The sequence below is a fragment of the Thermogemmatispora tikiterensis genome, from assembly GCF_003268475.1.
Taxonomy (GTDB): Bacteria; Chloroflexota; Ktedonobacteria; order Ktedonobacterales; family Ktedonobacteraceae; genus Thermogemmatispora; species Thermogemmatispora tikiterensis.
The window spans coordinates 5925523-5950207 of the sequence record NZ_MCIF01000002.1 but is presented as its reverse complement, the minus strand read 5'-3'; the positions used below and the strand labels follow the sequence as shown (position 1 = coordinate 5950207).

Below are 24685 nucleotides of genomic sequence, written 5' to 3'. Positions count from 1 at the left end.
TCGTTGACTGGTATGCATACTCCTTTCAAGGCTGCTACACTGCTTGCTGCCGGGTATGCTCCCAGGCAGGGAACAGTGTAGCAGCCTCTCTCCGTCCTGCTTCAGGAGTGAGCCGGGAAGCGACCGGGAAGGTCACTGGTCGCCGCTGGGTCGCTTCCTGGACCCAGGCGAGAGGCCACCGCTCTACGGCTGTCAGAGCGCAGGCACGTGGTGGCTCGTCGAAGCAGCGGCAGGTGGGACCTGCCAGGACGAGGGGGCACGTTCGTCTCCGCCGGAAAGGAAGACAAGACTGGGCAAGGGGGGGCAAGCACCTCCCCTACGGAACACGCTCCCCCCTGGAGGGGAAGCAGCGGAGAACAGCCGCCGCCGGTGCACAAGGGGCCTTCCTGGCCCGTTCCTGTCGGGTTCCCGCCGCGATTCCAGGAGCTTCCCGGCTGGTTCCCGCTCCCCTCCCGCTTGCTTCCCGCCTCCTTCCCGCGTTCCCCATGATCCCGCCGCTCGATGGGTCACCCCCGGAGGCTCGAAGGACAGGCCTCTCCACGCGCGTGGAAGCCATGATGAGGACTTGCGCAGGACGCAGACGCCCAGCAGCGCACCTAGACGCTTGCGGCTCCCGGTTTCCTGCCCCGGCCACCCCCCTGCTTGCTCCTGGCAGACTCGCGGGAACGCTGCCAAGGTTTCCTCCCTCCAGGCCCAGGTTCCACGGCCACATGATCACCAGGGCTAAATTTCCGCTTCTGCTCCTGGACCGCCGTATTACTCAGATGCATGTATTCCTTAATAGTAGCAATATCCTCATGGCCTAACAGCGCCTGGAGCGTATAGATATCGCCCCCAAGCATCAAGTAGCGAACGGCGAAGGTATGGCGGAACACATGGGGACTCAGACGCCGCTCCTCTGGCCAGGCGACCCGCTGACGAAGGCGGCGAAAGAGCATATCGACGCCTCGACGGGTGAGACCACAACCTCGCTCACCCAGGAAGAGATGATCTTCTCCTGGGTTCCCCATCTCCGCGAGCTGCTCGGCAGTGGGGCGATAGTGGTCCACATAGAGCAGCAAGGCCCTCAGAGCTTTTCTCCCAAGGGCAATCTGCCGCTCCTTCTCGCCCTTCCCCTGGACCTGAATCACCCCCTTTTTTCGATCCAGATCCACCAGACGCAGACCGCACAATTCCGCAAGGCGAATGCCTGTATCATAGAGGAGCCACAGGATGGCGCGATTGCGCGCTGCATGATAGTCCGCTAGGGGGCCAGATTCAGAAAGCGACGCACAGGCTTGCAGCAGGCGCTTGAATTCCTCTTGCTCAATGATCCGAATGAGGGGCTTGCCCACTTTGGGCATGCTGACATCCGCTGCCGGCGATCGCGAGACATAGCCTCGGGCTTCCAGCCAGTTGCAGAATGCCCGCATGGACCGCGCATAGGTGTTGACCGAACGGGCTGCCAATCGTTTGCCATGTGCTCCCGTTCGCGTACCCAGCTCACTCAGCCAGGAGAGCAGATGCACTCGCTCGATCTCTTCGACGAGGGTGATGCCTTGCTGCTCCAGGAACGGCTCCAATTTCCTCAAGGTGAGCTGGTGCCATTCGAGCGTTTTGGGACTATGGTTCTGACTCCAATGGTCCAGGAGATACTCCTCAATGCAGTGGCGTAGCAGATGTTCCCCCTTGGGAGGAGGCGTATAGCGGGAAACCACTGTCTGGCGAGGGGTCTGAGGGGAACGCTTGCCTTGCTGCTGGTGGATACGAGCGACCACAGGAAACCTCCTTCAGAGAAGGCGCTTCCCGGCCAGGCAGGCACTCACCCGTGAAGGAAAATCAGCCGAAGGCAGATACTCTACGATCGCCGAGGCAGGTACGCACTACCGTCGCTATCGGACTGATCCTCCCGCCAAGCGGACGAGCCTGCTGGCAGAGAAGCCGCTTGAGAACTGGTTTCCTGAGTCGAGGGAGCGGGAGACGGGACTCGAACCCGCGACAGCCTGCTTGGAAGGCAGGTACTCTACCACCTGAGTTACTCCCGCCAATGATGGTCACCGTCCTGAGTGAGCATCCAGGGCAAAGAGCGATCAGCCACGGCGCCACCACAAATCGGGGTGCGCGGATTTGAACCGCGGACCTCATGGTCCCAAACCATGCGCGCTACCCACTGCGCCACACCCCGTCAGCTGACTGGCTTACTCGCCTACACTGCTCGCGCTCTTTGCCCAGCCCGCTACAGGTGAGCATTCGCTTACAACTGCGCACCTGCAACTATAACACGGCCACATCTCGCTGTCAAGTAGGAACCCACCCATCACCGCCTCTTCGGCAGCATCCCAGCCGGCAAAAGGCTACCAGCAGCCTCTCGTCAATCCTGCCTTGAGCTTACAAATCACGCTTGCGGCGATAGCGCAGCTTTAACAGGAAAAGCTGCCAACGAGTTGTCAAGCGCGACAGCCGCTGCGGACGTAAAGGGGTCACTCTGCCCCCACCATAAGCTGCCGAAGAGTAACGCGGGCGCCGCCAGAGCTGGACAAGCAAGACGGCCACCAGGCAGACCAGGCTCACAATCGCCATCAGCCCGGTAAAGACCCCAGGGCCTTGCAGGGCATAAGCAAAACCACCCGCGATCAGGGCTGCAATGATGCTGAGGAGTAAAAACCACTGAGAGGCATCCAGTGTCCAGGCAACCGCAGGAAAACGCAGACGCGGCAGCGAGAAACGCCACCGACGACCTGCACGGGAGCGACCGGCGAACCGCGACCACCGCGAGTCCTGCGACTCACCCTGTTCCAGGTTCCGGAGGATCTCCTCAATCTCGCGCTCATATCTGTTTGGCATGGCTGCTCTGCTTCCTTAGGAGGAACTTGCCAAAAACGCCCCTGTTGATAATGATACCAACTTCTCCGCCATCCCGCAAGATCGCAGCCGGCTCGTCTGCCTTTGCCCACGCCCAGCGCATCTTTCTCAACCAGGCAGCCAGCCTGTCTGGCTGCCTGCCTGCTTTCCTCACTTCACCTCATCCCAGCTGGCTTCACACGACAGCATGCGGAAGAGACCCTTAACCTTCTCCACCAGCTCCAAGGGATGGAAGGGCTTCGTAATATGATCCGCCGCCCCCAGATCAACACTAATCCGCTCATAAATGTGCTCAGCATGGGCCGTCATAATGATTACCGGTATCTGATGCAGGACCGGATCATGACGCAAGCGGTTAAAAATCTGATAGCCGTCTAGCCCCGGCATCATGACATCCAGAATAATCAGGTCCGGCCTCTCCACCTCCAGGAGCGCTGCCAGCTGCCTGCCATCCGCCGCCGTGATCACCTCAAAGCCATTGCGGCTTAGCACAAAGGTGATAATTTCTCGCGTTTCCTTATCATCATCTACTACAATAATACGTTTCATCGTCTGTCTGCCTCTCCCGGCCCTTCCCCTGGCGTACCAGTAGGGCTGACACAACGCACGCCGATGCCTGCGGATAGATAGATAGATAAGCGCCGTAGACTTCACAACTGTCCCCACCTTACAGTATAGTCTCCGATGGAAGAGCTGCCCCATAAGGCCATTGAGCATGCTTCGTCTGACACAAGCGGACAGCTGATTATTAGAAGGGCGCACGCCACTCCCGTGAGAAGGCAGAATCGAAACTGGCGTCTTCTGGTTGACTCTGCCTGTTCCCTCTGTTATCATATGCCAGAAGAGCATCAATACAGGAACAGAGAGTAGGAGTCTGAGGGGGCGAGTATGAGCGTGAGCGAATCCCCGTCCTGGCAGTCCGTCTTGCAGCGGCTCATCCGAACAACGGCGGAGCGCCAGCGCCTCGCAACGGCGCTCGGAGTAACGACTATGACGCTATCTCGCTGGGCGAACGGCGAGTCAAGGCCCCATCGCTCCCACCTGATCCGCCTCGTCCAGGCCGTTCACCCCCAGTATCGACAGGAGCTGCTGGAGGCCCTGCGTCGCAGTTTTCCCGATATCGACGCCCTCCTGCGTGAGAGCGCCGTCGAGCAAGTGCCCTCTGAGTTCTTCTCCCAGGTGCTCAGCGCTCGTACCACGACGATCGAATCGCTGCGCTTCTGGCAGATCGGCGAGATGGTCCTGCGCCAGGCCCTGGCCCAGCTCGATCCAAATCACCTGGGAATGTCCATCACCCTGATCCAGTGTATGCCCCCTCACCCGGATGGGAAGATCCGCAGCCTGCGCGAGCGCATGGGAAAAGGGACACTCCCCTGGACCGCCGATCTGGAGCAAATGGCCCTCTTCCTGGGAATGGAGTCGCTGGCTGGCTACGTGGTGGAGTCGGGGCGCGTCCAGAGTATCGAAGATTTGCGCAAGTACCACCTCGTCCCCGCTTACCAGAGCGAATTCGAGATCAGCGCCGCCGCCCATCCAATCTGGCTCGGAGGGCGTGTCGCCGGCTGCTTGCTGGCCTCCAGCACCGAGGTGGGCTATTTCTCCCAACAGCGTATGAGCTTGCTGGCCATCTTTAGCGATCTGGCTTCGCTGGCATTCGATCCCAGCGAGTTCTACGCCCCCTCGCAGATCGAGCTGCGACCAATGCCCTCCCCAGAGAAACAACGCCCAATCTTAGCCACCTTCCGCCAGCGTGTGGCCCGGCTCCAGCACCAACGCCGCCTCTCTAACGCTGAGGCCGAGCAGGAGGCCTGGCGTGAGATCGAGGCGGAGCTGCTGCGTCTGGGCGAGGAAGAGAATGAGACACTGCTCGACTCCTGAGCCTGGCATCGCTTTGCCAGGCTGCTCTTCCTCGCCTGTCGCCGAGACCGTGCTCCGGCTCGCCCTGGCGCACCTGCCTCTCCCTCCTCCCTACCCTCTGCGGAGAGCGCCTCACATAGCATAGGTCGGCCTCGTCCTGACTCTGGCCTGGCACTGGGCACGCTCCTACTGCCCATCTCCCGGGTTTAACAGGCTCCAGCAGGCAACCGGCTGAAAGAAAGCAGTCCCGACCTCGCTCCCTTCACCTTCATTCAATGCCATGCTTGCGCATCAGATAACGCAGCTGGTCGACTTTGCTCATTCCTAGCAATTCCGCCGCCCGCGTACGATTGTGTCCGGCTTCGCAGAGCGCCTGACGAATGAAATATTGCTCCACTCGCTCTACAATACGCTCCAACGGCAGGGGCTGCTCCGGATGGCCAGCCAGCCACTCCTCCCAGGGATCACAGGCATCAAGCTGACGGCTCTCGCTGTAGCCAACGATCTCCTGGGGCAGATGGGCCGGCTGGATTTCATCGCCGTTGCTGAGAATCATGGCCCGTTCAATGACGTTCTTAAGCTCACGCACATTGCCCGGCCAGCTATAGGCAAGCAGAAGACGCTGGGCCTCGGGCGAGATGCGGCGCACGTTGCGTCCCAATGACTTGTTGAAATCTTCGACGAAACGCGAGGCGAAAAGTAAGATGTCCCCCGGGCGCTCACGTAATGGCGGCAGGTTGATCTGCATGACTGCCAGACGATAGAAGAGGTCGCGGCGAAAGGTTCCCTCAGCCATCGCCTTCTGCAAATCACGGTTGGTGGCAGCGATGACGCGCACGTTGATTTTGACTTCCTTGCTCCCTCCCAGACGAAAGAAGGAGCGCGTCTCCAGCACCCGCAGGAGCTTGGCCTGCATATCTAGCGGCATTTCACCGATCTCATCGAGAAAGAGCGTACCCCCATCAGCTAGCTCCAGGAGTCCACGCTTCTGCTTGCGCGCATCGGTGAAGGCATATGGCTCGTAGCCAAAGAGTTCGCTCTCGAGGAGGTTATGGGCGATGGCAGCACAGTTCAGGGGCTGGAAAGGGCCAGAGGCGCGCGGACTCTGTTCGTGAATGGCATGCGCGACGACTTCTTTGCCGGTCCCGCTCTCGCCAGTGATGAGGACAGAGGCAGTGTCGCTGCGAGCCACACGGGCAACCATCTCAAATACCTGACGCATGCGCTCGCTGTGCCCAACAATGTAGTTGAAGTGATAGTTATCGCTGCGCTCGCGCCGCAGCTGGCGCAGCTCGCGGTACATGGCACTGGTCTCCAGGGCACGCTGGACGACGAGCAGTAGCTCTTCGAGGTCGAACCCTTTGAGCAGGTAGTCGGAAGCCCCCAGCTTCATGGCTTCGACCGCGCTGCGTACATCCCCATAGGCGGTCAGCATGATTACAGGAAGCTCCGGCTCGCTGGCCCTGATGCGTTTGAGAACCTCTAGCCCGCTCAGCCCAGGCAGGCGCAGGTCCAGCAAGACAAGGTCAACCGAGCATTGCTGAATGATCCGCAGACCAGCCTCACCTTCAGCGACAGTTTCCACTTCGTAGCCGTGTCTGCCCAGATAGCGGGCGATCTGGTGCGGCAGGTGCGGCTCATCATCGATGATGAGAATGAACATGCTCATGATGTCTGTGGTCCCCCGCTCGTTGATTCTGTGGTCCGAGACTCGCCCTCATTTTCGATCTCAGCACCATTGTCAGCAGGCGCCAGAGGGAGGCGAATGGTGAAGGTGGCGCCGTAGCCCAGGCGGCTTTCGACGCTGATGTGCCCTTGATGGCTCTCAATGAGACGCTGGGTAATGGCCAGGCCAAGCCCAATGCCGTGCGCTTTGGTAGTGAAGAAGGGCTGGAAGATAAGATCCAACTGCTCCGGCGGGATGCCGATGCCTGTGTCGCTGATGGAGAGTTCCAGCCACTGCTGCTCCTCTGAGGTCAAATAACTGCTTTCACCCTCAGCAACCCGCACCCGCGGCAGGATATAGCTGGCACCAGTCCCAGACCGCGGAGGCAGGACGATCTGAGCCGAGACGGTGAGGATTCCTCCTTCTGGCATGGCCTGGATAGCATTGGTGTAGAGGTTGAAAAGTACTTGTTCCATCTGTTCCATGTCGGCGAGAATAACGGCAAGCCGCCGCTGCGGCTGCTCCAGGAGATCGCGCTGATAGACACGATGGACGACAATCCCGGCCTCATTCAGACAGGGCTGTAGCGTCTGCAAGACGTGCTCATTGAGGGCAATGAGATCACAGGGCACACGATGCAATTGGCGCGGCTTGGCGAAGAGCAGCAACTCGCGTACGATGTTGTCGAGACGCTCAACTTCTTTGAGAACGACGGCGATCGACTCCTGGGCCCCACGATGCTCTTCGAGGCGGGGCTGAGCCTGGCCTCCCCGATCACCGCCTTCGCTGCCTTCGGCTGCTTCACGCTGCACGAGTTTCTCCAGGTCGTCCATGAGCATCTGCATGGTGATTTTGATGGAGGCCAGGGGATTGCGCACTTCATGGGCAACACTGGCCGCCATCTTGCCCAGCGACGCCAGTTCGTCCAGTCGACGCTTCTCTTCCTGCAGACGATGCATGGAGGTGACGTCACTGAAGGTGAGCAGGGTACCAATCTGCCTCCCCCGGTCGTTACAGAGAGGCTGCCAGGTCATGTCAAGCACCAGGTCCTGCCCCTGCCGATCGTGGGAGATGAGCGTCTCATGATAGGTCGCTGGGGAGCGGTGGCCAGGGCCAGACTGCAGGACTTCGCGCAGGACCTGGGGGTTCTTGAGCGGCAGAATCTTGTGCACCGGCTGACCCAGGGCTTCGTAGGGATGATAGCCCAGGATGAGCGAGGCCGCCCGGTTGAAGGTAGTGATCTGCCCGCTGAGATCTATGGTCATCAATCCGCTGGGAATGCTCTCCAGGATCAGCTCTTTGAGACGCTGGTCGTCAAGAACCTGGCGCAGGAGCTTGCGCGCTTCGTTACGCGCTTCGATGACCTCAGTCATGAGGTGAATATTCTCCAGAGCGGCGCTGGCCTGACTGGCCAGTACTTGCAGCATCATCAGTTCAACATGGCGCACTTTCCAGGGCCGATAAGTGCCCCCTACTAAGAGGCCTAGCACCCGCGGCTCTCTCTCTTCGGAACCACAGAGCCGACCACGCCGCCCAGGATCGCCTCCGCTGATGAGCGGCAGGGCAATGAAGGTATTGAGGCTGCCTGGCAGATGACAGAGATAGTCAGCGGTGCGCGGACTGCCCGGGCGCTCGATGAGGAGCGGCGTGGGATGGCTCCCCTGCTCGCGCGCATAGCGGAAGAGCGCTTCGCTCAGGGCCGGACTAATCCAGGGCGCCTGCCTGCCCATCGGAGGCGAGAGGAGCACGTCGCAGAGATCAAGCGGCGCAATTTCACGGCTGCGCTGCATGATAATGGTGCACAGACGCTCAAGATCGTGCACGGCACTGTTGATCTGGCTGCCGATGCTGTTGAGCAATGAAAGCTCTTGGATACGCTCACGGTCTCGCTCCAGCAGCAGGGTGTTTTCAAGGAGCATGGCGCTGACACCAGCGACGGCCTCCAGCACATGAATCTCTTCTTCGCTCCAATAGGCCGGCAGGCGGCTGCCAATGGTGCCACCAGGAGAACCGGCAGACTGGCCCCCAGCTGCAGGCTGACCTTCGTGGCCGCCACGGATGGCTACCAGGACGCCGGTGGCCCGCTGACGATAGATCAGCGGCACGGCAACCAGCTGCGGCTCGCTCTTGTCTGCTGGCGCAGTAGCCACACACCGCAGTCTCCAGGCTCGGGCCTCGGGCCGCTCACTGTTGAGGTCGATAGGATTGATCTGGGCCACCGCCAGCAGCGAGGTCGACCAGCCTGGGCGATCGTCAAAGGTCCCTGAGACGAATTGCAGCGTCTCTCCGATACGCTTGTAGAGCAGGACGTAGCGGCTCCGCAGCAGCGAGGCCAGCCGCCGCGGCAGACTGTCTTGCAGCACCCGATAGTCGCTAATGGCGCTGAATTCGTCGAGAATCGTGGTGACGAGAATGGGTGCGCTCAGCGGCGCAAGAGCTGAGGCGGCTCCCTTTCCCTCTTCTCCAGCGGTCTCTCCTGCCTCCTTGCCTGTACCAGACCGCGAGGCGAAGATGCCCGAATCATGCTCTGCAGTACGCATGTTTCCCCCCTTCTCCTGACCGCTCCAGTCCGCTGTGCCCTTGTCGAGCAGGACTTGCCAGCCGTCCGCTCTGCTGAGTGCTCACATGGAGGTTCTCTTTGCTGACCACACTACACCTCTTCCGCTCTCTCTGCAACCTGGAGCTTCTCGTAACACGCTCTGCGAGGAACATACTCCGACCCCGGACAGCGGATCACCTCAGTCGCTTCCATAGGCCATATGCTGGTTGTCCTCCGCCCGGCTTTGTGCCTGCCACAACGCTGTGGAAGACCACCAACCAGGCTGGGCCATCGCCATCGCATCGCCCCTGCTGGCCCCCACAGGCGCTCTGGCCGTGTCATGGTCTCTCCCCTCGCCTTTCCAGCCATCTTGCTTATTTGCTTGATACTTGCCTTCCCCCCTTCACAGGGCAACTGCTGCTCATCCCAGGCCACTGCCAGCTTCCCCACTCCTGCAGCCAGCCCCGCTCACAGTACTCCCCCCTCCCAACAACAGCCAGCCCTCCGGGGTCCTCTCCTGTTTTCTACTATAGCAGATACTAGCCTATTTTGCACCTGTCATTGGTCTTGTTTGAAAATATTGCCATTATCTCTGCCCTTTCTCTCTCCTTTCCTGCTACTATTATGACTGATCATTCATAATCTTGTGTAAAATCAGAAGAAGATCGCACCGCTCTCTTGTGCAGCAGGAGGAGGAGCGCCGAGAGAGGGAAAGAGCCAGGTACAGGAGAAGAACTTGCAACCGGGTGACAACTTCGCTACCCTGATAGGCGAGCGGCAGTCTGCTCTAGCCTGACCGGGAGAGAACAGACTGACTTCAGGCAATCACGCAAGAGAGAAAGAAGCATGGAAGAGCATCGGAAATCGCACGGAGCGACAGAAATACAGCAAGGAGCAGGCGAGCAACAGCTACAGCAAGGGGCAAAAGAGAGCAAGATCGCGCCGCGCTGGCTGGCCCTGATCGCTGCCCTGCTCTGCGGCCTCCTCTACGCAGTTTTGCCCCCCTGGCTGACCCTCGGGCCGAACTGGCTCCCGTTGGTCCTGGAAGGAATCATTGTGGCTGGGGTCATCGTGTTCAGATTCCTGGCCCGGTCCGGCTGGCGATCTCAACACATCCACCGTTTGCAGCGTCACCTGGCTTTTGGGTTGCTCGCGATCGTGACCCTGGCCCTGGGCAGTGCCGTGGCGTTGCTCATCTTCAACCTGCCGCGCAGCACGCGGGCCGATATCCTGCTACGGGCCGCCGCCCTGCTCTGGACCTCCAATATTCTGGTCTTTGCTCTCTGGTACTGGGAAATCGACGGCGGGGGACCAGTGGGACGGCATCGACGCGGTCACCGCGCCGCCGACTTCCTCTTCCCTCAACAGGCGAACGGGAACAGCAGTGGCTGGGTTCCCCACTTCCTCGACTATCTCTTCCTGGCCTTCACCACAGCCACCGCCTTCAGCCCGACGGATACTATGCCACTGACGCGCCGGGCCAAGGCTCTGATGATGCTGGAGTCCTTGCTCTCTCTGCTCGTCCTGGCCATCCTGGCGGCGCGGGCCGTCAACATTCTTTAATCTTCCGCGGAGACTGACCAGGCGGGCGGAAGGCGAAAGGTGACCTCACTACCCTCGGCCTCACCCTCGCGGCGCAGCAGGCTGCGAGCTGGCGTCGTTGTCGCCACCTCCCGCCCCCCTTTGAAAACGTGCAGGCGCGCCGGCAGCAGGCGCAGGGCTTCAAAAGCCGAAGGGGCATCGAGCAGCACGAAATCGGCAGGCTTCCCCTCTTCGATCCCATAGCGATCCTCGATGCGCAAGACGCGCGCCGCCTGGGTGGTGATCAGATCCAGCACGGTATTAATTTCTTCGTAGCCGCTCATATGGCAGAGCAAAAGGGCAAGCTGAGCCGCGGCCAGCATGTCGCCGCGCCCAAGCGGAAACCAGGGGTCCATGATCGAGTCGTGGCCGAGCGCCACCGTCACCCCGGCCTCCAGCAGCTCCTTGACGCGCGCCAGGCCGCGGCGCTTCGGATAGGTGTCAAAGCGGCCCTGCAGGACCACATTATCGAAAGGATTGGCAATGACATTGACCCTGGCCTGTGCCAGCAGGCGCAGCAGCTTGAAAGCATAGGCATTATCGTAAGAATGCATGGCTGTGCAGTGGCTGGCTGTCACCCGCCCCTGCCAGCCGGCGCTGAGAGTCTCCGCCGCCATCACTTCCGTAAAGCGGGAATGGGGATCGTCGGTCTCATCACAGTGACAGTCAATGTCGCGATTGAATTCGCGCGCCAGGGCGAAAGCATAGCGCACATCCTCAACGCCGAGATCGCGCGTCCACTCATAGTGGGGAATGCCGCCGACCAGATCGCAGCCCAGTTCCAGGGCGCGACGCATCAGTTCCTGACCATTGGGGAAGGAGAAGATGCCATCCTGCGGAAAGGCCACCAGCTGCAGCTCACAGATGTCGCGCACCTCCTCGCGCACTTCCAGCAGGGCGCGCAGAGCCGTTAGAGAGGGATCGCAGACGTCGACATGGCTGCGAATGTAGAGGGTACCCTGAGCGACCTCCCAGCGAATAGCCTCCAGGGCGCGGCGCTTGACGTCCTCGTGGCTCAGAGAGGGCTTGCGCTCGCTCCAGATCTGAATCCCTTCCAGCAAGGTGCCGCTACTGTTGTAGCGGGGCTGGCCTACCGTGAGGACTGCATCAAGGTGGACATGGGCATCAATAAAAGGCGGCGAGACCAGGCGCCCTGCGGCCTCGATCTCGCGCGCCGCGGTGTCCGTGGACAGCTCGGGAGCGATACAGACAAAGCGCCCACCTTGCACGGCAAGGTCAACGAGCGTCTCTCTGCGGTGGAGACGTGCATGGCGCACAATCAAGTCGTAGTGCATCGTTCTTCCTCGTCAAGTGTGTGATGGAACTCGCCAGAAAGGAGGAGCATGAACAGGGAACGGCGACACACGACCACTAGCGAGCAGGCGAGTCTGGCAGAACGCTCAGAGGCCGTCCCGGAAACAGCAAAGAGGGGCAGGCGACCTGTGGCTGCTCTCTTGCCCATCGTCCGCCTGCCCCAGGGTGAATACCTTCCCCCGTTCACCTCCCTCTCTGCTCAGAGGGGTCCACGGGAGGGAAAGCCATCTCGCTCAGGCCCGCTTGTCAGCCCGGCGCTCAGCGCCCAGTCTGGCGTAGCTCAATGGGGCGCAGGAGCAGATAGGCGATCGCGGCCAGGACAATGCCTAGCTCGAAGCCGATATCCATGCCATAGGGCGGGTTGACCAGCCTCGCCAGCGGGCCGACATAGTAGACCTGCGCGGCCCCCAGGGCCACGCCGATCAGGCCGATAACCATCGCCACCAGGGCCGCCCAGCCGATGGGCAGCTTCTCAGGCGTATTCCAGTCATCGACATTATAGACGCCGTGGCGAAAGACAAAGTGTTCCAGGATCAGGATAATCGACCACGGGCCAAGCCAGTAGGCAATCAGCAGGAGGAAATTTTCCAGCGTCTGGTTGAAATTCTGTGCCGCCGGCAGGGCGATCGCCACATAAATCACCGCGCCGATCAGGGTCCAGACAGCGCGCGGCACCCGCTGCAGGGATCTGCCAACGACCTGGATCGAGAGACCAAGGCTGTAATCGTTGGGGATGTTGTTGGCCACCACACTGAGAGCCAGCAGGACCAGCAAGACGGTCCCGAAGCCGCCTAAAGGCTGCAACACCCCGGCCAGTAGATCGCCGCCGCCCTTGGGAATCCAGCTCGTCAGGAGCATGCCCAGGGTCTCCAGGGCCACGCAGGGCAGAAAGACCCCTAGAAAGGTCAGCCAGAAGACGCGGCTGGCCGGCGTTTCCTCCGGCTGCCGGACATTGTAGTCAGCAGCGTAGGAACTCCAGCCGGTAGCAAAGCCGTAGATCGCTCCACCGAAGGAGATTAGCGAGGCGAACCAGGCCGCGTTCACCGCCGGCGTTGGCACGATTTTCATATGCGGCGCCGCCACCACCGTCATGATGGCGAAGATAATGGCCATAGGAATCCAGGCGAAGCGCTCGTAGCGATGAACGTAGCGATAGCCATAGATACTGACAAGGGTGGTCAGCAGGGCAATGACCAGAATACCGGCCCAGCGCGGAATCGCGCCGTTGCTCAGGGCCGCTACCAGCTGGCCACCCACAATGACATTGACCGCCGACCAGCCAATGCAGGCCGCGACATTGAAGAGGGCCATCACAATGCCCCCGACCCAACCGAAGGAGAAGCGCGAGATGGTCATCTGGCGCAGGCCGAGTTTGGGACCAAGCGTCGAGAAGAAGGCGACGGGAAGCACGCCCAGGGCATTGAAGATCACAATCACGGCCAGACCATCCCAGAAGCCCAGCCCAAAGACCTGGTTGGCCAGGGCCCCCAGAGCCACCGTCGAGATCACCAGGTTGGCTGAGAGCCACATGGTGAAATTGTCAAAGATGCGCACATGAGTGCGAGCAGTGGGGGCCACCCGTTCAATACCATGAATCTCAATGCCCCGTTCTTCAGGAATAGTGACGATGTCAGACATACTGCTATCTCCTGGAGAAAAACTAGTGGGACGCTCCTCGTTCGCTCACGTGCGAGTTTCGCGCGCTGAAAGGGCTGTCATCCTCGACCTTCCTCGCTCGCGTTGCGCCATTCCACCGCAGGAGGCACCCTGGGAGAACCTTGCGTTGGGCGGCATTCGGCACAGATAAAGAGGTGTCTGGAGAGCAAGCTGAACCACCTGGCCGCCTCTCCGGAGCGCACGAAGGATGAGCTAATTCCAGCTCTATTATATCAGCATCGCCCTCTCCCTGTCACGGTCTCCTCTCCTGGCAGCTCGCTCGTTGAAGCCAGTCAGGGCGAGCAGCTTCCACGGAAGAGAGCCGTATAAAAAAGCCATAAATGCTCATGGGCAGCTTTGACCAGGGAAAGGAGTCCGCTACCCTAGACGCTCCTCACATAGAGTAGTTACAATGCACACATATAGACATCATACGTCTGTCGGCTGCCGACGACGCACGCGAGGGGGCGGGCGAACGCCTAAGCCAATGCATGGGCAGCGGGTCCGTCAGCCGCAGCGCAGGATGCAGCAGCTATCTCTGTCCATCAGGAGGTCGGCATGGTATCCAGAACAGCCCCGGCTCGCGCCGGGAGCAAACGCCAGGCGGAGCAGGAAAACCACGAGCTGGAGGAGCTACGACGAGAGAACAGCCGGCTGCGCGAGGTCCTGGCGACGAAGTCGCAAGAGTACGCGCTCCTCAACGAGATTATTGCTGCTGTTGGCTCGACGCTCAAGCTCGACGAGATCTTGCACCGTCTTGTCGATGCCATTGTGCGCGCTGTCTCCTGCCACGCCGCCTTTCTCTACCTCTACGACCCTGAACATGAGCGCCTCGTGCTGGCAAGCGCCAGCGAGCCGTATGCGCGCTTCGTTGGCAAGGTCGAGCTGGCCCTGGGCCAGGGCATCGCCGGCTGGGTCGCGACCACGCTAGAGCCGGTGATTCTCAAAGAGCAGGCGCGCAGTGATCCCCGCTTTTACATAGTGCCGGAGCTGGACCGCGAGGAATTCCAGTCGGTGATGACGGTCCCCATTGTCAGCCGTGAGCGCCAGCTGATCGGCGTCCTGTCGATGAATACCGCCGCCCCGGCCACCTTCAACGAGGAGCAGCAGCGCTTTGTCTGCAATACGGCGGCCCTGGTGGCAGGCGCCATCGAGAATGCCCGGCTCTATGAGCATACGCGACGCAAGCTGAATATTCTCACGAGCCTCTCGGTGCTCAGCCAGACGATCAGCTCCAGCCTCTACCTCGATGAGATGCTGCGCTCGCTGGCCGCGCTCACAGCGCAAATTATGGAGGCCGATCTGTGTGTGATTATGCTGGTGGATCAGGCGCGAGGCCGGCTCACGGTGCGGGCCGTGGCTTCAGGGCTGACGGAGCGTGAGCATCCGCCGCTGCAATCTCTGGAGGCAGAGCGCTCCGCCCTGGAGGCCCTGCGCGAGCCGGGCGGGAGCGCCCCAGCAGGTGCCAGCAGCGGCGGCCCTGGTCCGCTTCCTCCCCCTACCGCAACGACGCCCTGTCTGCTCGATAGTGCTCCCGGTCCCGGCCTCCAGGGCGGAGACTATCAGACGCAGACCTTCGAGGGCTTCAACCCGCTGAAGGATGGTCAGCATCGGACGCTGCTCTCGGCTCCCCTGGTCTCGGGCACGGAGCACCTGGGGCTGATTAACTGCTATTTCCGCAAGGCACGGCGCCCCAGCCCCGAGGACCAGGCCCTCCTGAGCACCATCGCCAATCAGGCCGCCATTGCCATTAAAAATAGCCAGCTGGTCGATTTATTGACCCAGAAGAATCTGGTGAAGGCCTTCTTCGATGAGCTGCTCGGCGGCGCGTACGAGTCGGAGGAGGCGCTCAAGCAGCGTGCAAAGCTGCTCGGCTGCGACCTGGAACGCCCGCATGTCGTGGTGCTCTTTGAGCTGCTCCCCGCAGAGAGCAACACTGGCCCCAGCCCGCGCTGGTCATTGAGCGAGGAGGAACGCCAGACAGCCTATAAGCGGACCTGCAGTCTGATCCGGCGCCGCCTGCAGGAGGCTTACCCCGGTTCGCTACTCTACGAGCAGGAACGTACCCTGACCTGCCTGGTTCGCCTGAGACAAGAGGGCGAGCCTTCCACCTCCACCTCCCAACTGGCCACCCTCAGCCCAGGCAGCAACGCACGCCTCAAGAGCTGGCTACGCGAGCTGATCCACCAGATCCACCAGGAACAGCCCTTGCATGTGGCCGCCGGCATCGGCAATCCCTGTCAGCAGCTCGCCGACTATCGCCGCAGCGCTGCCGAGGCCCGCGAGGCCCTCCAGATGGGCCGCAGCCTCAATGGCGACGGTGTGACCCACTTCAATGACCTGGGCATCTATCGCTATCTCTACAAGATCGCGCGCATGGATGACCTGCGCGATAGTTACCAGGATCAGATTGCCCGCATCGCCCACTATGATCACCGCAAGGGCACCGAGCTGCTCTCTACCCTGGAGACCTATCTGGAATGCGCCGGCAACCTGACCAAAACGTCGAGCCGCCTCTTTGTGCACAGAAATACCTTGATCCAGCGCCTGGAGCGTCTGCAATCGCTGTGCGATATCGACCTGCAGGACCGCAGTAACTGGCTCAGTTTGCAGGTAGCGATCAAAGTCTATAAGCTGCGCAACAACGTGCCCTAGCTCGCGGCCAGCAGAGCAAGACAAAGCACGAGAGGGCGAAGTGGGGATATCCCGCTCCGCCCTCTCGTGGATCGATGAGGGGAAGACACCGGCAAGGCGAGACAAAGCAAGACCAGAAGAGAAGGAAGACTGCTAAATCAGGCCGACCAGCTCGCCTGCCTCGGGCGCTGTCACCTCCTGGCCCTGGCCAGCCTCCTGCGGCTGAGGACGCCGCCGGTCGCGCAGCTTGATCTCCTTCAGGAAGAAGACTGCGACCAGGGCCACGACCATCAGCCCGAAGCTCAGGACAAAGACATTGTGGATGCCCTGGGCCAGGCCCGTCTTGACTGCCTCCAGGATGACCGCCAGTAGCCGCTGCCCCTGCGGTCCAAAGGCCGCCGCGGCGTGCTGCAGTTGCTGCTGGGCGCTATCCGAGAGCAGAATCTCGGGATTATTAAAGGCCGCGAGGAAGCGAGCCGGCACTAGCTGCTTCACCGCCACCGGCAGAGCCTGATCAAAGGCAGGCTGGTAGGCCGAGGTCATGATCGATCCCATGGCCGCCAGGCCAACAGTGGCCCCAATCTGGCGGAAAAAGACCAGAGCAGAGGTCGCCTGGCCGATCTTGTGCACCGGCATGGCATTCTGCACCACCAGCGTATAGAGCGACATGCCGAAGCCCATGCCCAGCCCCAGAACCAGCATGGCTACCAGGACATCCGTATTCGTGGAGTGAACATCCAGGCGCGTCAGCAGGTAGGAGCCGACCACACTGATGGCCATCCCCGTGATGGCGATCCATTTGTATTTACCAATACGAGAGACAAGCTGACCGGAGAGGACACTGCCGACTACGGAGGTCAGCATCAGCGGCGTCAGGATCAGCCCGCTGTTGGTGGCTGTGGTCCCCACCACCCCCTGGACAAAGAGCGGGATGAAGAAGACGCTGCCGAAGAGGCCCATGCCGAAGATGACGGTCACGATCGTACTGACCGTAAAGATGCTATTCTTAAACAGGCCGGGTTCAATAATGGGCTGGCCCTGACGGCGCTCCAGTTGGGCCTCATAGAGCAGGAAAGCCGTCAAGAAGACCACAGCGCCGGCCAGCAAGCCGAGGATCTGCGGTGAGAGCCAGTCGTACTGATCGCCGGCCAGCGAGAAGCCGAGCAGCAGTGGCAAGGCGCCCAGCACCAGTAAGACAGCGCCCAGGTAGTCGATCGAGACCTGACGATTCCTGCCCCGCAGGGCTGGCATCAAGAAGATCAAGACCAACAGGGCCAGAATACCGATCGGCAGATTGACATAGAAGACCCAGCGCCAGCTCGTATTCTGCGTAATCCAGCCACCGAGCGTCGGGCCAATGATCGAGGACAGGCCCCAGATAGCCCCAGTCAGACCCTGCCACTTGCCACGCTCCCGCGGCGTAAAGAGGTCACCGACGATGGCCATTGCAATCGGCAGAAGCGCGCCGGCGCCCAGCCCCTGGAAGGCGCGGAAGGCGATCAGCTGATTCATCGACTGGGCCGCCCCCGAGAGAGCCGAGCCGATCAGGAAAACCACCACACCAAACAGGAAAATCGGCTTGCGGCCCACCAGGTCCGAAAGCTTTCCATAGATTGGGACCATGACCGTCGAGGCCAGCAGGTAGGCCGTGGAGACCCAGGTATAGCGATCGAAGCCCTGTAGCTCGGCGATGATGCGTGGCATGGCCGTTGAGACAATCGTCTGATCCAGCGAGGCCAGCAGCATCACCATCAGCACACCAGCCATTGTCAGCACCGTTTCACGCGCCGAAAAGCGCGGCTGCTCCTGCGCTGCCGCCTGTGCCGTGAGCAACGGACTGGCGGCGCTGGCCGCAGCCTCACCGGCCTGCGACCCCTCAACAGAGAGCCTTTCCATCGTCGGACCCTGTCCCGACGGAGGCGTTATCGAGTCCATAGAAGTAACTTCTCTCCTCTCTCTTCCGCAATCGCCACCATCAGCAACTTGGCTTGTGCTCAGCAGCGATTCCCTTAAAGTAAATGCGAGCGAGATAGCGCACCACTTCGGCGGGCGCCAGGCCCTCCTGTCCCACCAGCCGCTCATAGCCGCGCACCGACACCAGGTTCAGGAAGAGGCTGAGCATGACGCTGGTCGGCAGCTCGGGATCGAACTCACCGGCGGCCTGCCCTTCAGCAAGCAGCTCTTCGAGGCAGTGCGTGAGCTGCCCCCAGTGAGCGCCCATCTCCTTTTTCTTCTCCAGTAGGATGCGCATCTCTGGACTGTTATATATGCTATAGAACAAACGAGTACGTTTTTTAAACAATTCACCGTAGAGAAGGTGCAGAATTGCTTCCAACTTCTCGCGCGCCGAGCAGCCGGGAGACGAAGCGATGGCCTCCACTTCCGAGATCACCTGCTCAGTATCCCGGCGAAAGAGGGCGACGAGCAGGTCCTCTTTGCTCGGGAAATGCAGGTAGACCGTCCCCTTGGCGATTCCCACGCGCGCGGCGATCTCATCGATCGAGGTCTCGTGGTAGCCTTTCTCACAGAAGACCTCCTCCGCGGTCTGCAAGATGAGCGCCTCGCGTTCCTGCCGCTGCTTCTCCTTCCATGAGCGCGGCGCGGTCGAAGGTGGCATCAGTGCACCTCCTCATTCGTTGACCGATGGTACACAGTCTGACTGACTTTATAGAAAATGACCACAGCGAAGAACTTTGACCGGTCAGTCATGACCGGACAGTCAGAATCTTACCACCTGGTCAGAGGATATGTCAAGGGGGGAGCAGCGAATGGCTATCTCATTTGGTGCGTCTTCAGGCGAAGCTTCCAGGAAGACAGGCTTATCAGCTATTTTACGGAGCCGCCCCTCTTGCAAAGAGGCCATCCCTATGCTATACTCACTAAAAATGTTTACCTACATAAAACATTGGCATAGAGTGAGGCAGAAGACAGCATGACGACAGCCGGTCGTGGACTCGTCGAGGAGCAAAGCCAGGCCGCCAAAGATACGCCGGCCAGCGTTGCTGAAGCCGAAGAGCGGCTTCGTCTTATCGGGTCCCTTATTCGGGCCAGGCGGCGCGAGTTGAAATTATCTTTGCGCGAGCTGAGCAAGCGAACAGGTCTCTCAATTGGTTTCCTCTCCCTGGTGGAACGAGGGCGATCATCGTTAGCGCTCACCTCTCTTTCCACCGTTGCCAAAGCGCTTGACATGAATCTGGCGAGTTTTTTCCCGCCGGCTGAGCAAGAGAAAGGGCGGCCAGGGATGACCCAGCTGCCGTATGTCCAGCGCGCAGAGAATGGGAGCCAGCTGGCCGTGGTCTCCAGTTTGCGCACCTACAAGATGCTTTCGCCGCGCGCCCCCAACCTGACCCTGGAGCCGTTGTATGTGACGATCCAGCCAGGCGATGTCAAAGAGGAACCCTATAGCCACGATGGAGAGGAGTTCGCCTATATCCTGGAAGGTGAACTGGTTTTTATCATCGCTGGGCAACAGTACCGCCTCGGTCCTGGAGACAGCATCTACTTCCATTCTTCCGTGCCCCACGCTATCCGTAACGAGACGGATGCGGTGGTACGGGCCATTTGGGTCCTGACTCCGCGACTGATGTGAGAAAGGCGAAGACGATGAGCACACGAGCAGCCGTTGACATCGGCGGAACGTTCACCGACCTTGTTTACCTGGATGAAACAACTGGACAGATCGGCCTGGGCAAGACCTCAACTACGCCAGCTCGCTTCGAAGAAGGGGTCATCACGGCCCTGACCCAGGCTCAGCTGCGCGATGTCCAGTTCCTAGCCCACGGGACGACCGTGATCATTAATACTTTGACTGAGCGCAAGGGCGCTGTCACGGCCTTAATTACCACCCGTGGCTTCCGCGATGTCCTCGAAATCCAGCGTGCGAACCGCCCCGATATTTATAATCTGCTCTTTACGAAGCCCAAGCCCTTTGTGCCACGTCGCCTCCGCCTCGAAGTGCGTGAGCGCATCAATTATAAGGGCGAGGTGCTGCAGCCTCTGGTCGAGGAGGATGTGCGGGCCGCTGTGGCCGAGGCGCGCCGTCAGGGGGCGCAGGCCCTGGCCATCTGCTTCCTGCACGCCTACGCCAATCCCGTCCACGAGAAGCGGGCTTTAGAGATCGTGCGCCAGGAATGGCCCGACGCCGACGTGACGGCCTCTCACGAGCTGACCAATGAGTGGCGCGAGTTCCAGCGCACGAGCACCGTCGTCCTCGATGCCTACGTGAAGCCGGTGGCGCGGCGCTATCTGGAGGCCCTTTCGCGGCGCCTCGACGAGGTTAGCATCGGTCAGGAGCGCCGCTATGCGATGCAATCCAACGGCGGTATTTCCAGGTTCGAGCTGGCCAGCCGCACCCCTATCCACCTGGTGGAGTCGGGCCCCGTCGGCGGTGTCATCGGCGCAGCCGCGATCAGCAAGTTGCTGCACGAGGACAATATTATTACGCTGGACATCGGCGGAACAACGGCTAAATCTTCATTGGTGGAGCGCGGCGAGATCCGTGTGACGAGCGACTACTATATCGAGCGGACGCCGACGACCGCTGGCTATCCGATCAAGGTGCCGGTGGTGGACATTGTGGAGATTGGGGCTGGTGGTGGCAGCATCGCCTGGATCGATCCGGCGGGGGCCCTCAAGGTGGGGCCGCGGAGTGCGGGCGCTGAGCCGGGACCGGCCTGCTATGGGCGCGGCGGCAGCGAGCCTACGGTGACCGATGCCAACGTGCTGGTGGGCCGTATCAATCCCGACTATTTCCTCGGCGGTACGATTCGCCTGGACCTGGACCAGGCCCGTCAGGCGATGCTGACCATCGCTCAGCCGCTGGGCCTCGATGTTGAGGAAGCCGCCCTGGGCATTATCCGCCTGGCCAATGCCAATATGATCCACCTGCTCAAGCTGGTCTCCGTGCGCCAGGGCCGTGATCCGCGCGAGTTTGCTATGGTGGCCTTCGGCGGCGGTGGCCCGATGCACGCAGCGGCTCTGGCCAGGGAGCTGCGTGTTCCACGCGTCATTATCCCCCCTGCCCCTGCTCACTTCTCGGCCTGGGGCATGCTGATGAGCGACATTCGCCACGATTTGGTGCAGACGAAGCCGGTGCGCCTCGACAGCATGGCGATGGCCGAGCTGGAGGCAATCTGGGCAGAGATGGAGCAACAGCTCCAGGAGACTTTCGCCGCCGAGGGCGTCCAGCCGGAGGAGGTGGTCTTTGTCCGCTCCGCCGACATGCGCTATCTGGGTCAGGAGCATACGGTACATGTGCCGGTGCCGACAGGCCGCCTTGGTGAGGAGGCACGCCCATTGGTCGCCAGCCGCTTCCACGACCTGCATGAGCAGCTCTATACCTTCCGCCAGGATTCGCCGATCGAGCTGGTGAATCTGCGCGTGGCCGGCTTCGGGCGGGTCCGCAAGCCTGAGCTGCAGACGCTCCCTCAGCACGACGGGAGCGAGGGCGCCTTCAAGGGCCGGCGCCTGGTCCACTTTGACGACCTCGGGCGCTACGAGACCCGCATCTACGAGCGCAGCCGCCTGGGGGCTGGCGCCCGCCTGGAGGGGCCGGCCATCGTCGAAGAGCCGGCAGCCTCCACCGTAGTCCTGCCCGGCCAGCAGCTGTACGTTGATCTTTTCGGCAATTTGATCATCGAAACGGGAGAGTGAGCGAGCATGGCCCAGCGCATGGCAGAGTCCAACCGCGCCGATGTCGACCTCTTTACGATCGAGATCGTCAAGGACGCTCTGGTCGCGATCGGCGATGAGATGTTTATCGCGCTGCAGCGTACGTCGAAGAGCACGATTATTTATGAGGTGCTCGACTTCGCTTCTGGTTTGACGGATGCTCGCGGCCAGCTCATCACCCAGGGCAACGGGGTGACGGGCTTCCTGGGCACGCTGACCTTCGCGGTGCGCTCGGTGCTGGAGAAGTTTGGTACGGAGAATCTGCATCCGGGCGATGTGGTGATTACCAACGATCCCTATGGCGGCGGCGGTACCCACCTCTCGGATGTCTCACTGGTCGTGCCGATCTTCTATGGGGGGCAGCTGGTGGCCTTCGCCGCCAGTAAGGCCCACTGGACCGAGGTCGGCGGCAAAGACCCCGGCTCCTGGACAACCGATTCGACCGAGGTGTTCCAGGAAGGGCTACAGTTCCCTTGCGTCAAGCTCTTTGAGGAGGGTCGCCCCGTCCAGAGCCTCATCGATCTGATCGCCGCCAATGTGCGCCTGCCGGATATGACCCTTGGTGATATGTATGCGCAGGCCGCCTCTCTCCACCTGGGCGAGCGGCGTTTCCAGGAGCTATGCGACCGCTATGGGCTGGCTGTGGTCCAGAGTTCGATCGAGGCCCTGCTCGATTATGGGGAGCGCATGACGCGCCTGGAGCTGGCGAAGTTGCCCAAGGGCGTCTATGAGGCTGAAGACTGGATCGATGATGATGGATTAGGCCACGGCTCTTTCCCGGTGCGCGTGAAGGTGACGATCAGCGACGATGAGTTTATCTGTGACTTCACGGGTACTCATCCCCAGGTGCCAGGTCCGGTCAATTGTACGCTGACGGGCCTGCATTCGGGCGTGCGCACGATGCTCAAGGCTATCACCAGCCCTACGATCCCGGTCAACGAGGGCTGCTTCAGGCCGCTCAAGATCATTTGCCCGCCAGGGACTATCTTTACTGCCCAGCGCCCGGCGCCGGTTTCGACCTATTGGGAGACCATGAACTATGTGACCGACCTGGTCTGGAAGGCGCTGGCGCCGATCGTGCCCGATCGCTTGAGCGCTGGCCACTTCCTGTCAGTCTGCGGTATCGTCCTGGCCGGAACTCATCCCGATACGAACGAGCTGTTTTTGCTGGTTGAGCCGCAGGCTGGAGGCTGGGGAGCCGGTGCTGCCAAAGACGGCGAGTCCGGTCTGATGTGCGTAGGCGATGGCGAGACGTATGTGATCCCGGTAGAGGTCGCGGAGACGCGCTATGGTATCCTGGTCGAGCGCTACGAGCTGGATACGGCTCCGCGGGCCGGAGCAGGTCGCTATCGCGGTGGACGGGGCTGCATCCGCGAGTACCGCGCTGTGGCTGACAACGTGACCTTGACCGCTACTTTTGGCCGCCACAAGTATGTTCCCTGGGGCGTGGCCGGCGGCCAGAACGGCTCACGCAACGAGGTGCGCATCCTGCATGAGGATGGCCATGAGGTGGTGCTGGGCAAGTGCGCCCGCTATCCGCTCAAGCGTGGCGAGGTGGCGCGCCTGGTCACTGGCACTGGCGGCGGTTGGGGGTCTCCGCTGGAGCGCCCAGTTGAGGCGGTGATCGAGGATGTGCGCGATGGCTACATCAGTTGCGAACAGGCCTGGCAGGACTACGGCGTCGAGCTGGACCCGGCGACCTTGAGCGTGGTCCGTCTCAGCCCTGAGCGCCTGAGCCGTTCAGCTTCCTGATCGGCAGATGCGGGGTCATTGCCAGGTCAGCCATCTGCCGATCAGGTGGCTCCAGACCTGGCGGTCCCCCGGTACTGCATCGCTGTGGAAGGCCAAGCTGCTCCTGCCTGGATCAGGGCAGGCAGAGAGTAGAGCCTTCCCCCTCCCGTACAGCTAGCAGGGCAGTTGCCGGGCACACTGCTCCTCCTCACTTCCAACAAAGGCAAAGGCCAGCCAGAGCCGAAGCAACGGTATAGATCGACGGAATCGTTGGCGAATGAGTAGGCTACCCTGACGTCGCCGCCGCGGCGTCAGTGGGGGAGGTTATAAATATGCAGACGACCAATAGTCCAGGTGAACTGGTGCAGCGTCGCCCCATCCTCAGCGCGCGCCAGATTGCGGTCGCGGTGATCTTCGGCGCTATTGCAGCTGCCTTCGAGCTGCTCCAGATTACGATCCCCGGTTATCTGCCCGGCGTCAACTTCAACCTCGGCGGTATTTGGCTGACCCTTTCGACTATGATCGGCGGTCCTATCGTGGGGGCCATTGTGGTCTTCGTCGATTCGGTCACCGGCCAGGTCGGTATCATCGGCTGGCCCGGCTACCTGATCCATGTGTTGATTCTGGCTGCCTTCTATCCCGCCGTCTATCGTGTGGCCAGTCTCCCCAAGCGTCTGGGCCTGTTCCTGCTCTTGACAGCCGTGGCGCTCTTTTTCCAGTACTGGTGGTGGATCGGCCTCTATTCATTTGTGCTGAAGATTATTCCTTTCCAGGCTCAGCTAGCCCTGCAGTTTGGCTACGCCTACTGGATCTATCTGATCATCTATTTCCTGATCCCGGCCATCCTGCTGGCCACGGTGCCGAAGTTTGTGGCCCCACAATGGCGCTGGCCGTGGCAGCGTGAAGAGACACCCCAGGCTGCTGAACTGAGCTAGGCGTGCTTTAGCCGAGGCGGCCTGGACCTGGTAGAGAGGAGAGAAGAGAAGGAAGCTCACTTCCACTCAGAAGCAGTGACGATCTGCCCGCTTACAGCTAGCTGTCGGTTCTCTTCTGCCCGTTTTGGAAGAGGGAGCGCTCTTGCGGGGCCGGTCAGGCCGAGCCGTAGCGCGCTCCCTTTCTCGGGGGACAGGCGCTGCCAGATCGGGCCTGGTCTGGCTCGTCATGGGCGCTCTCTCTTGCGCGGTTGGCCCAGGCGT

16 protein-coding genes and 2 tRNA genes are annotated in these 24685 nt (G+C 61.0%); 7 read left to right on the top strand and 11 right to left on the bottom strand.

Going from position 1 to position 24685, the window contains the following annotated elements; translation table 11 throughout:
• Positions 1-596: 596 nt before the first annotated feature.
• The 5 genes from A4R35_RS23665 to A4R35_RS24475 all read right to left on the bottom strand — a co-directional run bounded on the left by A4R35_RS23665 (position 597) and on the right by A4R35_RS24475 (position 3390).
• Positions 597-1757, bottom strand: a complete 1161-nt coding sequence (locus A4R35_RS23665) for a tyrosine-type recombinase/integrase (protein WP_112433885.1) — start codon at positions 1755-1757, stop codon at positions 597-599.
• 194 nt (positions 1758-1951) lie between these two features.
• Positions 1952-2024, bottom strand: a tRNA-Gly gene (locus A4R35_RS23660).
• 67 nt (positions 2025-2091) lie between these two features.
• A tRNA-Pro gene (locus A4R35_RS23655) sits at positions 2092-2164 on the bottom strand.
• Positions 2165-2367: 203 nt separating this feature from the next.
• Positions 2368-2823: a hypothetical protein gene (locus A4R35_RS23650; RefSeq protein ID WP_112433883.1), complete on the bottom strand. Its 456-nt coding sequence runs from the start codon at positions 2821-2823 to the stop codon at positions 2368-2370.
• 168 nt (positions 2824-2991) lie between these two features.
• Positions 2992-3390: a response regulator transcription factor gene (locus tag A4R35_RS24475; RefSeq protein WP_151728633.1), complete on the bottom strand. Its 399-nt coding sequence runs from the start codon at positions 3388-3390 to the stop codon at positions 2992-2994.
• Positions 3391-3729: 339 nt separating this feature from the next.
• Between A4R35_RS24475 and A4R35_RS23635 the strand changes: the two genes are divergently transcribed.
• Positions 3730-4719, top strand: coding sequence for a GAF domain-containing protein (locus A4R35_RS23635; protein WP_112433877.1), 990 nt, complete (start codon positions 3730-3732; stop codon positions 4717-4719).
• Positions 4720-4966: 247 nt separating this feature from the next.
• On the opposite strand, the gene A4R35_RS23630 is transcribed toward A4R35_RS23635, so the two are convergent.
• Both A4R35_RS23630 and A4R35_RS23625 read right to left on the bottom strand, forming a co-directional pair.
• Positions 4967-6367 (bottom strand): sigma-54-dependent transcriptional regulator, encoded by a 1401-nt coding sequence (locus tag A4R35_RS23630; RefSeq protein ID WP_112433875.1) that lies wholly within the window; start codon positions 6365-6367, stop codon positions 4967-4969.
• Positions 6364-8904, bottom strand: a complete 2541-nt coding sequence (locus A4R35_RS23625; RefSeq protein ID WP_112433873.1) for an ATP-binding protein — start codon at positions 8902-8904, stop codon at positions 6364-6366. Before A4R35_RS23625 ends, A4R35_RS23630 begins: the two co-directional genes overlap by 4 nt.
• Before the next feature lie 845 nt (positions 8905-9749).
• Between A4R35_RS23625 and A4R35_RS23620 the strand changes: the two genes are divergently transcribed.
• Positions 9750-10466 (top strand): DUF1345 domain-containing protein, encoded by a 717-nt coding sequence (locus A4R35_RS23620; RefSeq protein ID WP_112433871.1) that lies wholly within the window; start codon positions 9750-9752, stop codon positions 10464-10466.
• Here A4R35_RS23620 and A4R35_RS23615 read toward each other — a convergent pair.
• On the bottom strand, positions 10463-11779 hold the full coding sequence (locus A4R35_RS23615) for a cytosine deaminase (RefSeq protein WP_189362266.1): 1317 nt from the start codon (positions 11777-11779) through the stop codon (positions 10463-10465). The genes A4R35_RS23620 and A4R35_RS23615 overlap by 4 nt on opposite strands.
• Positions 11780-12056: 277 nt before the next feature.
• On the bottom strand, positions 12057-13436 hold the full coding sequence (locus tag A4R35_RS23610) for a purine-cytosine permease family protein (protein WP_112433870.1): 1380 nt from the start codon (positions 13434-13436) through the stop codon (positions 12057-12059).
• Positions 13437-14012: 576 nt separating this feature from the next.
• Between A4R35_RS23610 and A4R35_RS23605 the strand changes: the two genes are divergently transcribed.
• A complete protein-coding gene (locus tag A4R35_RS23605; protein ID WP_112433867.1) occupies positions 14013-16109 on the top strand; it encodes a GAF domain-containing protein in 2097 nt (698 codons plus the stop codon).
• A gap of 132 nt (positions 16110-16241) precedes the next feature.
• On the opposite strand, the gene A4R35_RS23600 is transcribed toward A4R35_RS23605, so the two are convergent.
• Together A4R35_RS23600 and A4R35_RS23595 are read right to left on the bottom strand one after the other, a co-directional pair.
• The gene (locus A4R35_RS23600; RefSeq protein ID WP_223258473.1) at positions 16242-18023 is read right to left on the bottom strand and encodes an MDR family MFS transporter; all 1782 of its coding nucleotides are present in this window, start codon (positions 18021-18023) and stop codon (positions 16242-16244) included.
• A gap of 40 nt (positions 18024-18063) precedes the next feature.
• Positions 18064-18705, bottom strand: coding sequence for a TetR/AcrR family transcriptional regulator (locus tag A4R35_RS23595; RefSeq protein ID WP_112433865.1), 642 nt, complete (start codon positions 18703-18705; stop codon positions 18064-18066).
• A 315-nt stretch (positions 18706-19020) separates the two neighbouring features.
• On the opposite strand from A4R35_RS23595, the gene A4R35_RS23590 reads away from it, so the two are divergent.
• From A4R35_RS23590 to A4R35_RS23575, 4 genes are all read left to right on the top strand, one after another.
• The gene (locus tag A4R35_RS23590; protein ID WP_112433863.1) at positions 19021-19677 is read left to right on the top strand and encodes a cupin domain-containing protein; all 657 of its coding nucleotides are present in this window, start codon (positions 19021-19023) and stop codon (positions 19675-19677) included.
• Positions 19678-19691: 14 nt separating this feature from the next.
• Positions 19692-21740: a hydantoinase/oxoprolinase family protein gene (locus A4R35_RS23585; RefSeq protein ID WP_112433861.1), complete on the top strand. Its 2049-nt coding sequence runs from the start codon at positions 19692-19694 to the stop codon at positions 21738-21740.
• A gap of 18 nt (positions 21741-21758) precedes the next feature.
• On the top strand, positions 21759-23510 hold the full coding sequence (locus A4R35_RS23580) for a hydantoinase B/oxoprolinase family protein (protein WP_112434418.1): 1752 nt from the start codon (positions 21759-21761) through the stop codon (positions 23508-23510).
• Positions 23511-23821: 311 nt separating this feature from the next.
• Positions 23822-24424: a hypothetical protein gene (locus A4R35_RS23575; protein WP_112433858.1), complete on the top strand. Its 603-nt coding sequence runs from the start codon at positions 23822-23824 to the stop codon at positions 24422-24424.
• The last annotated feature ends 261 nt before the right edge of the window (positions 24425-24685 follow it).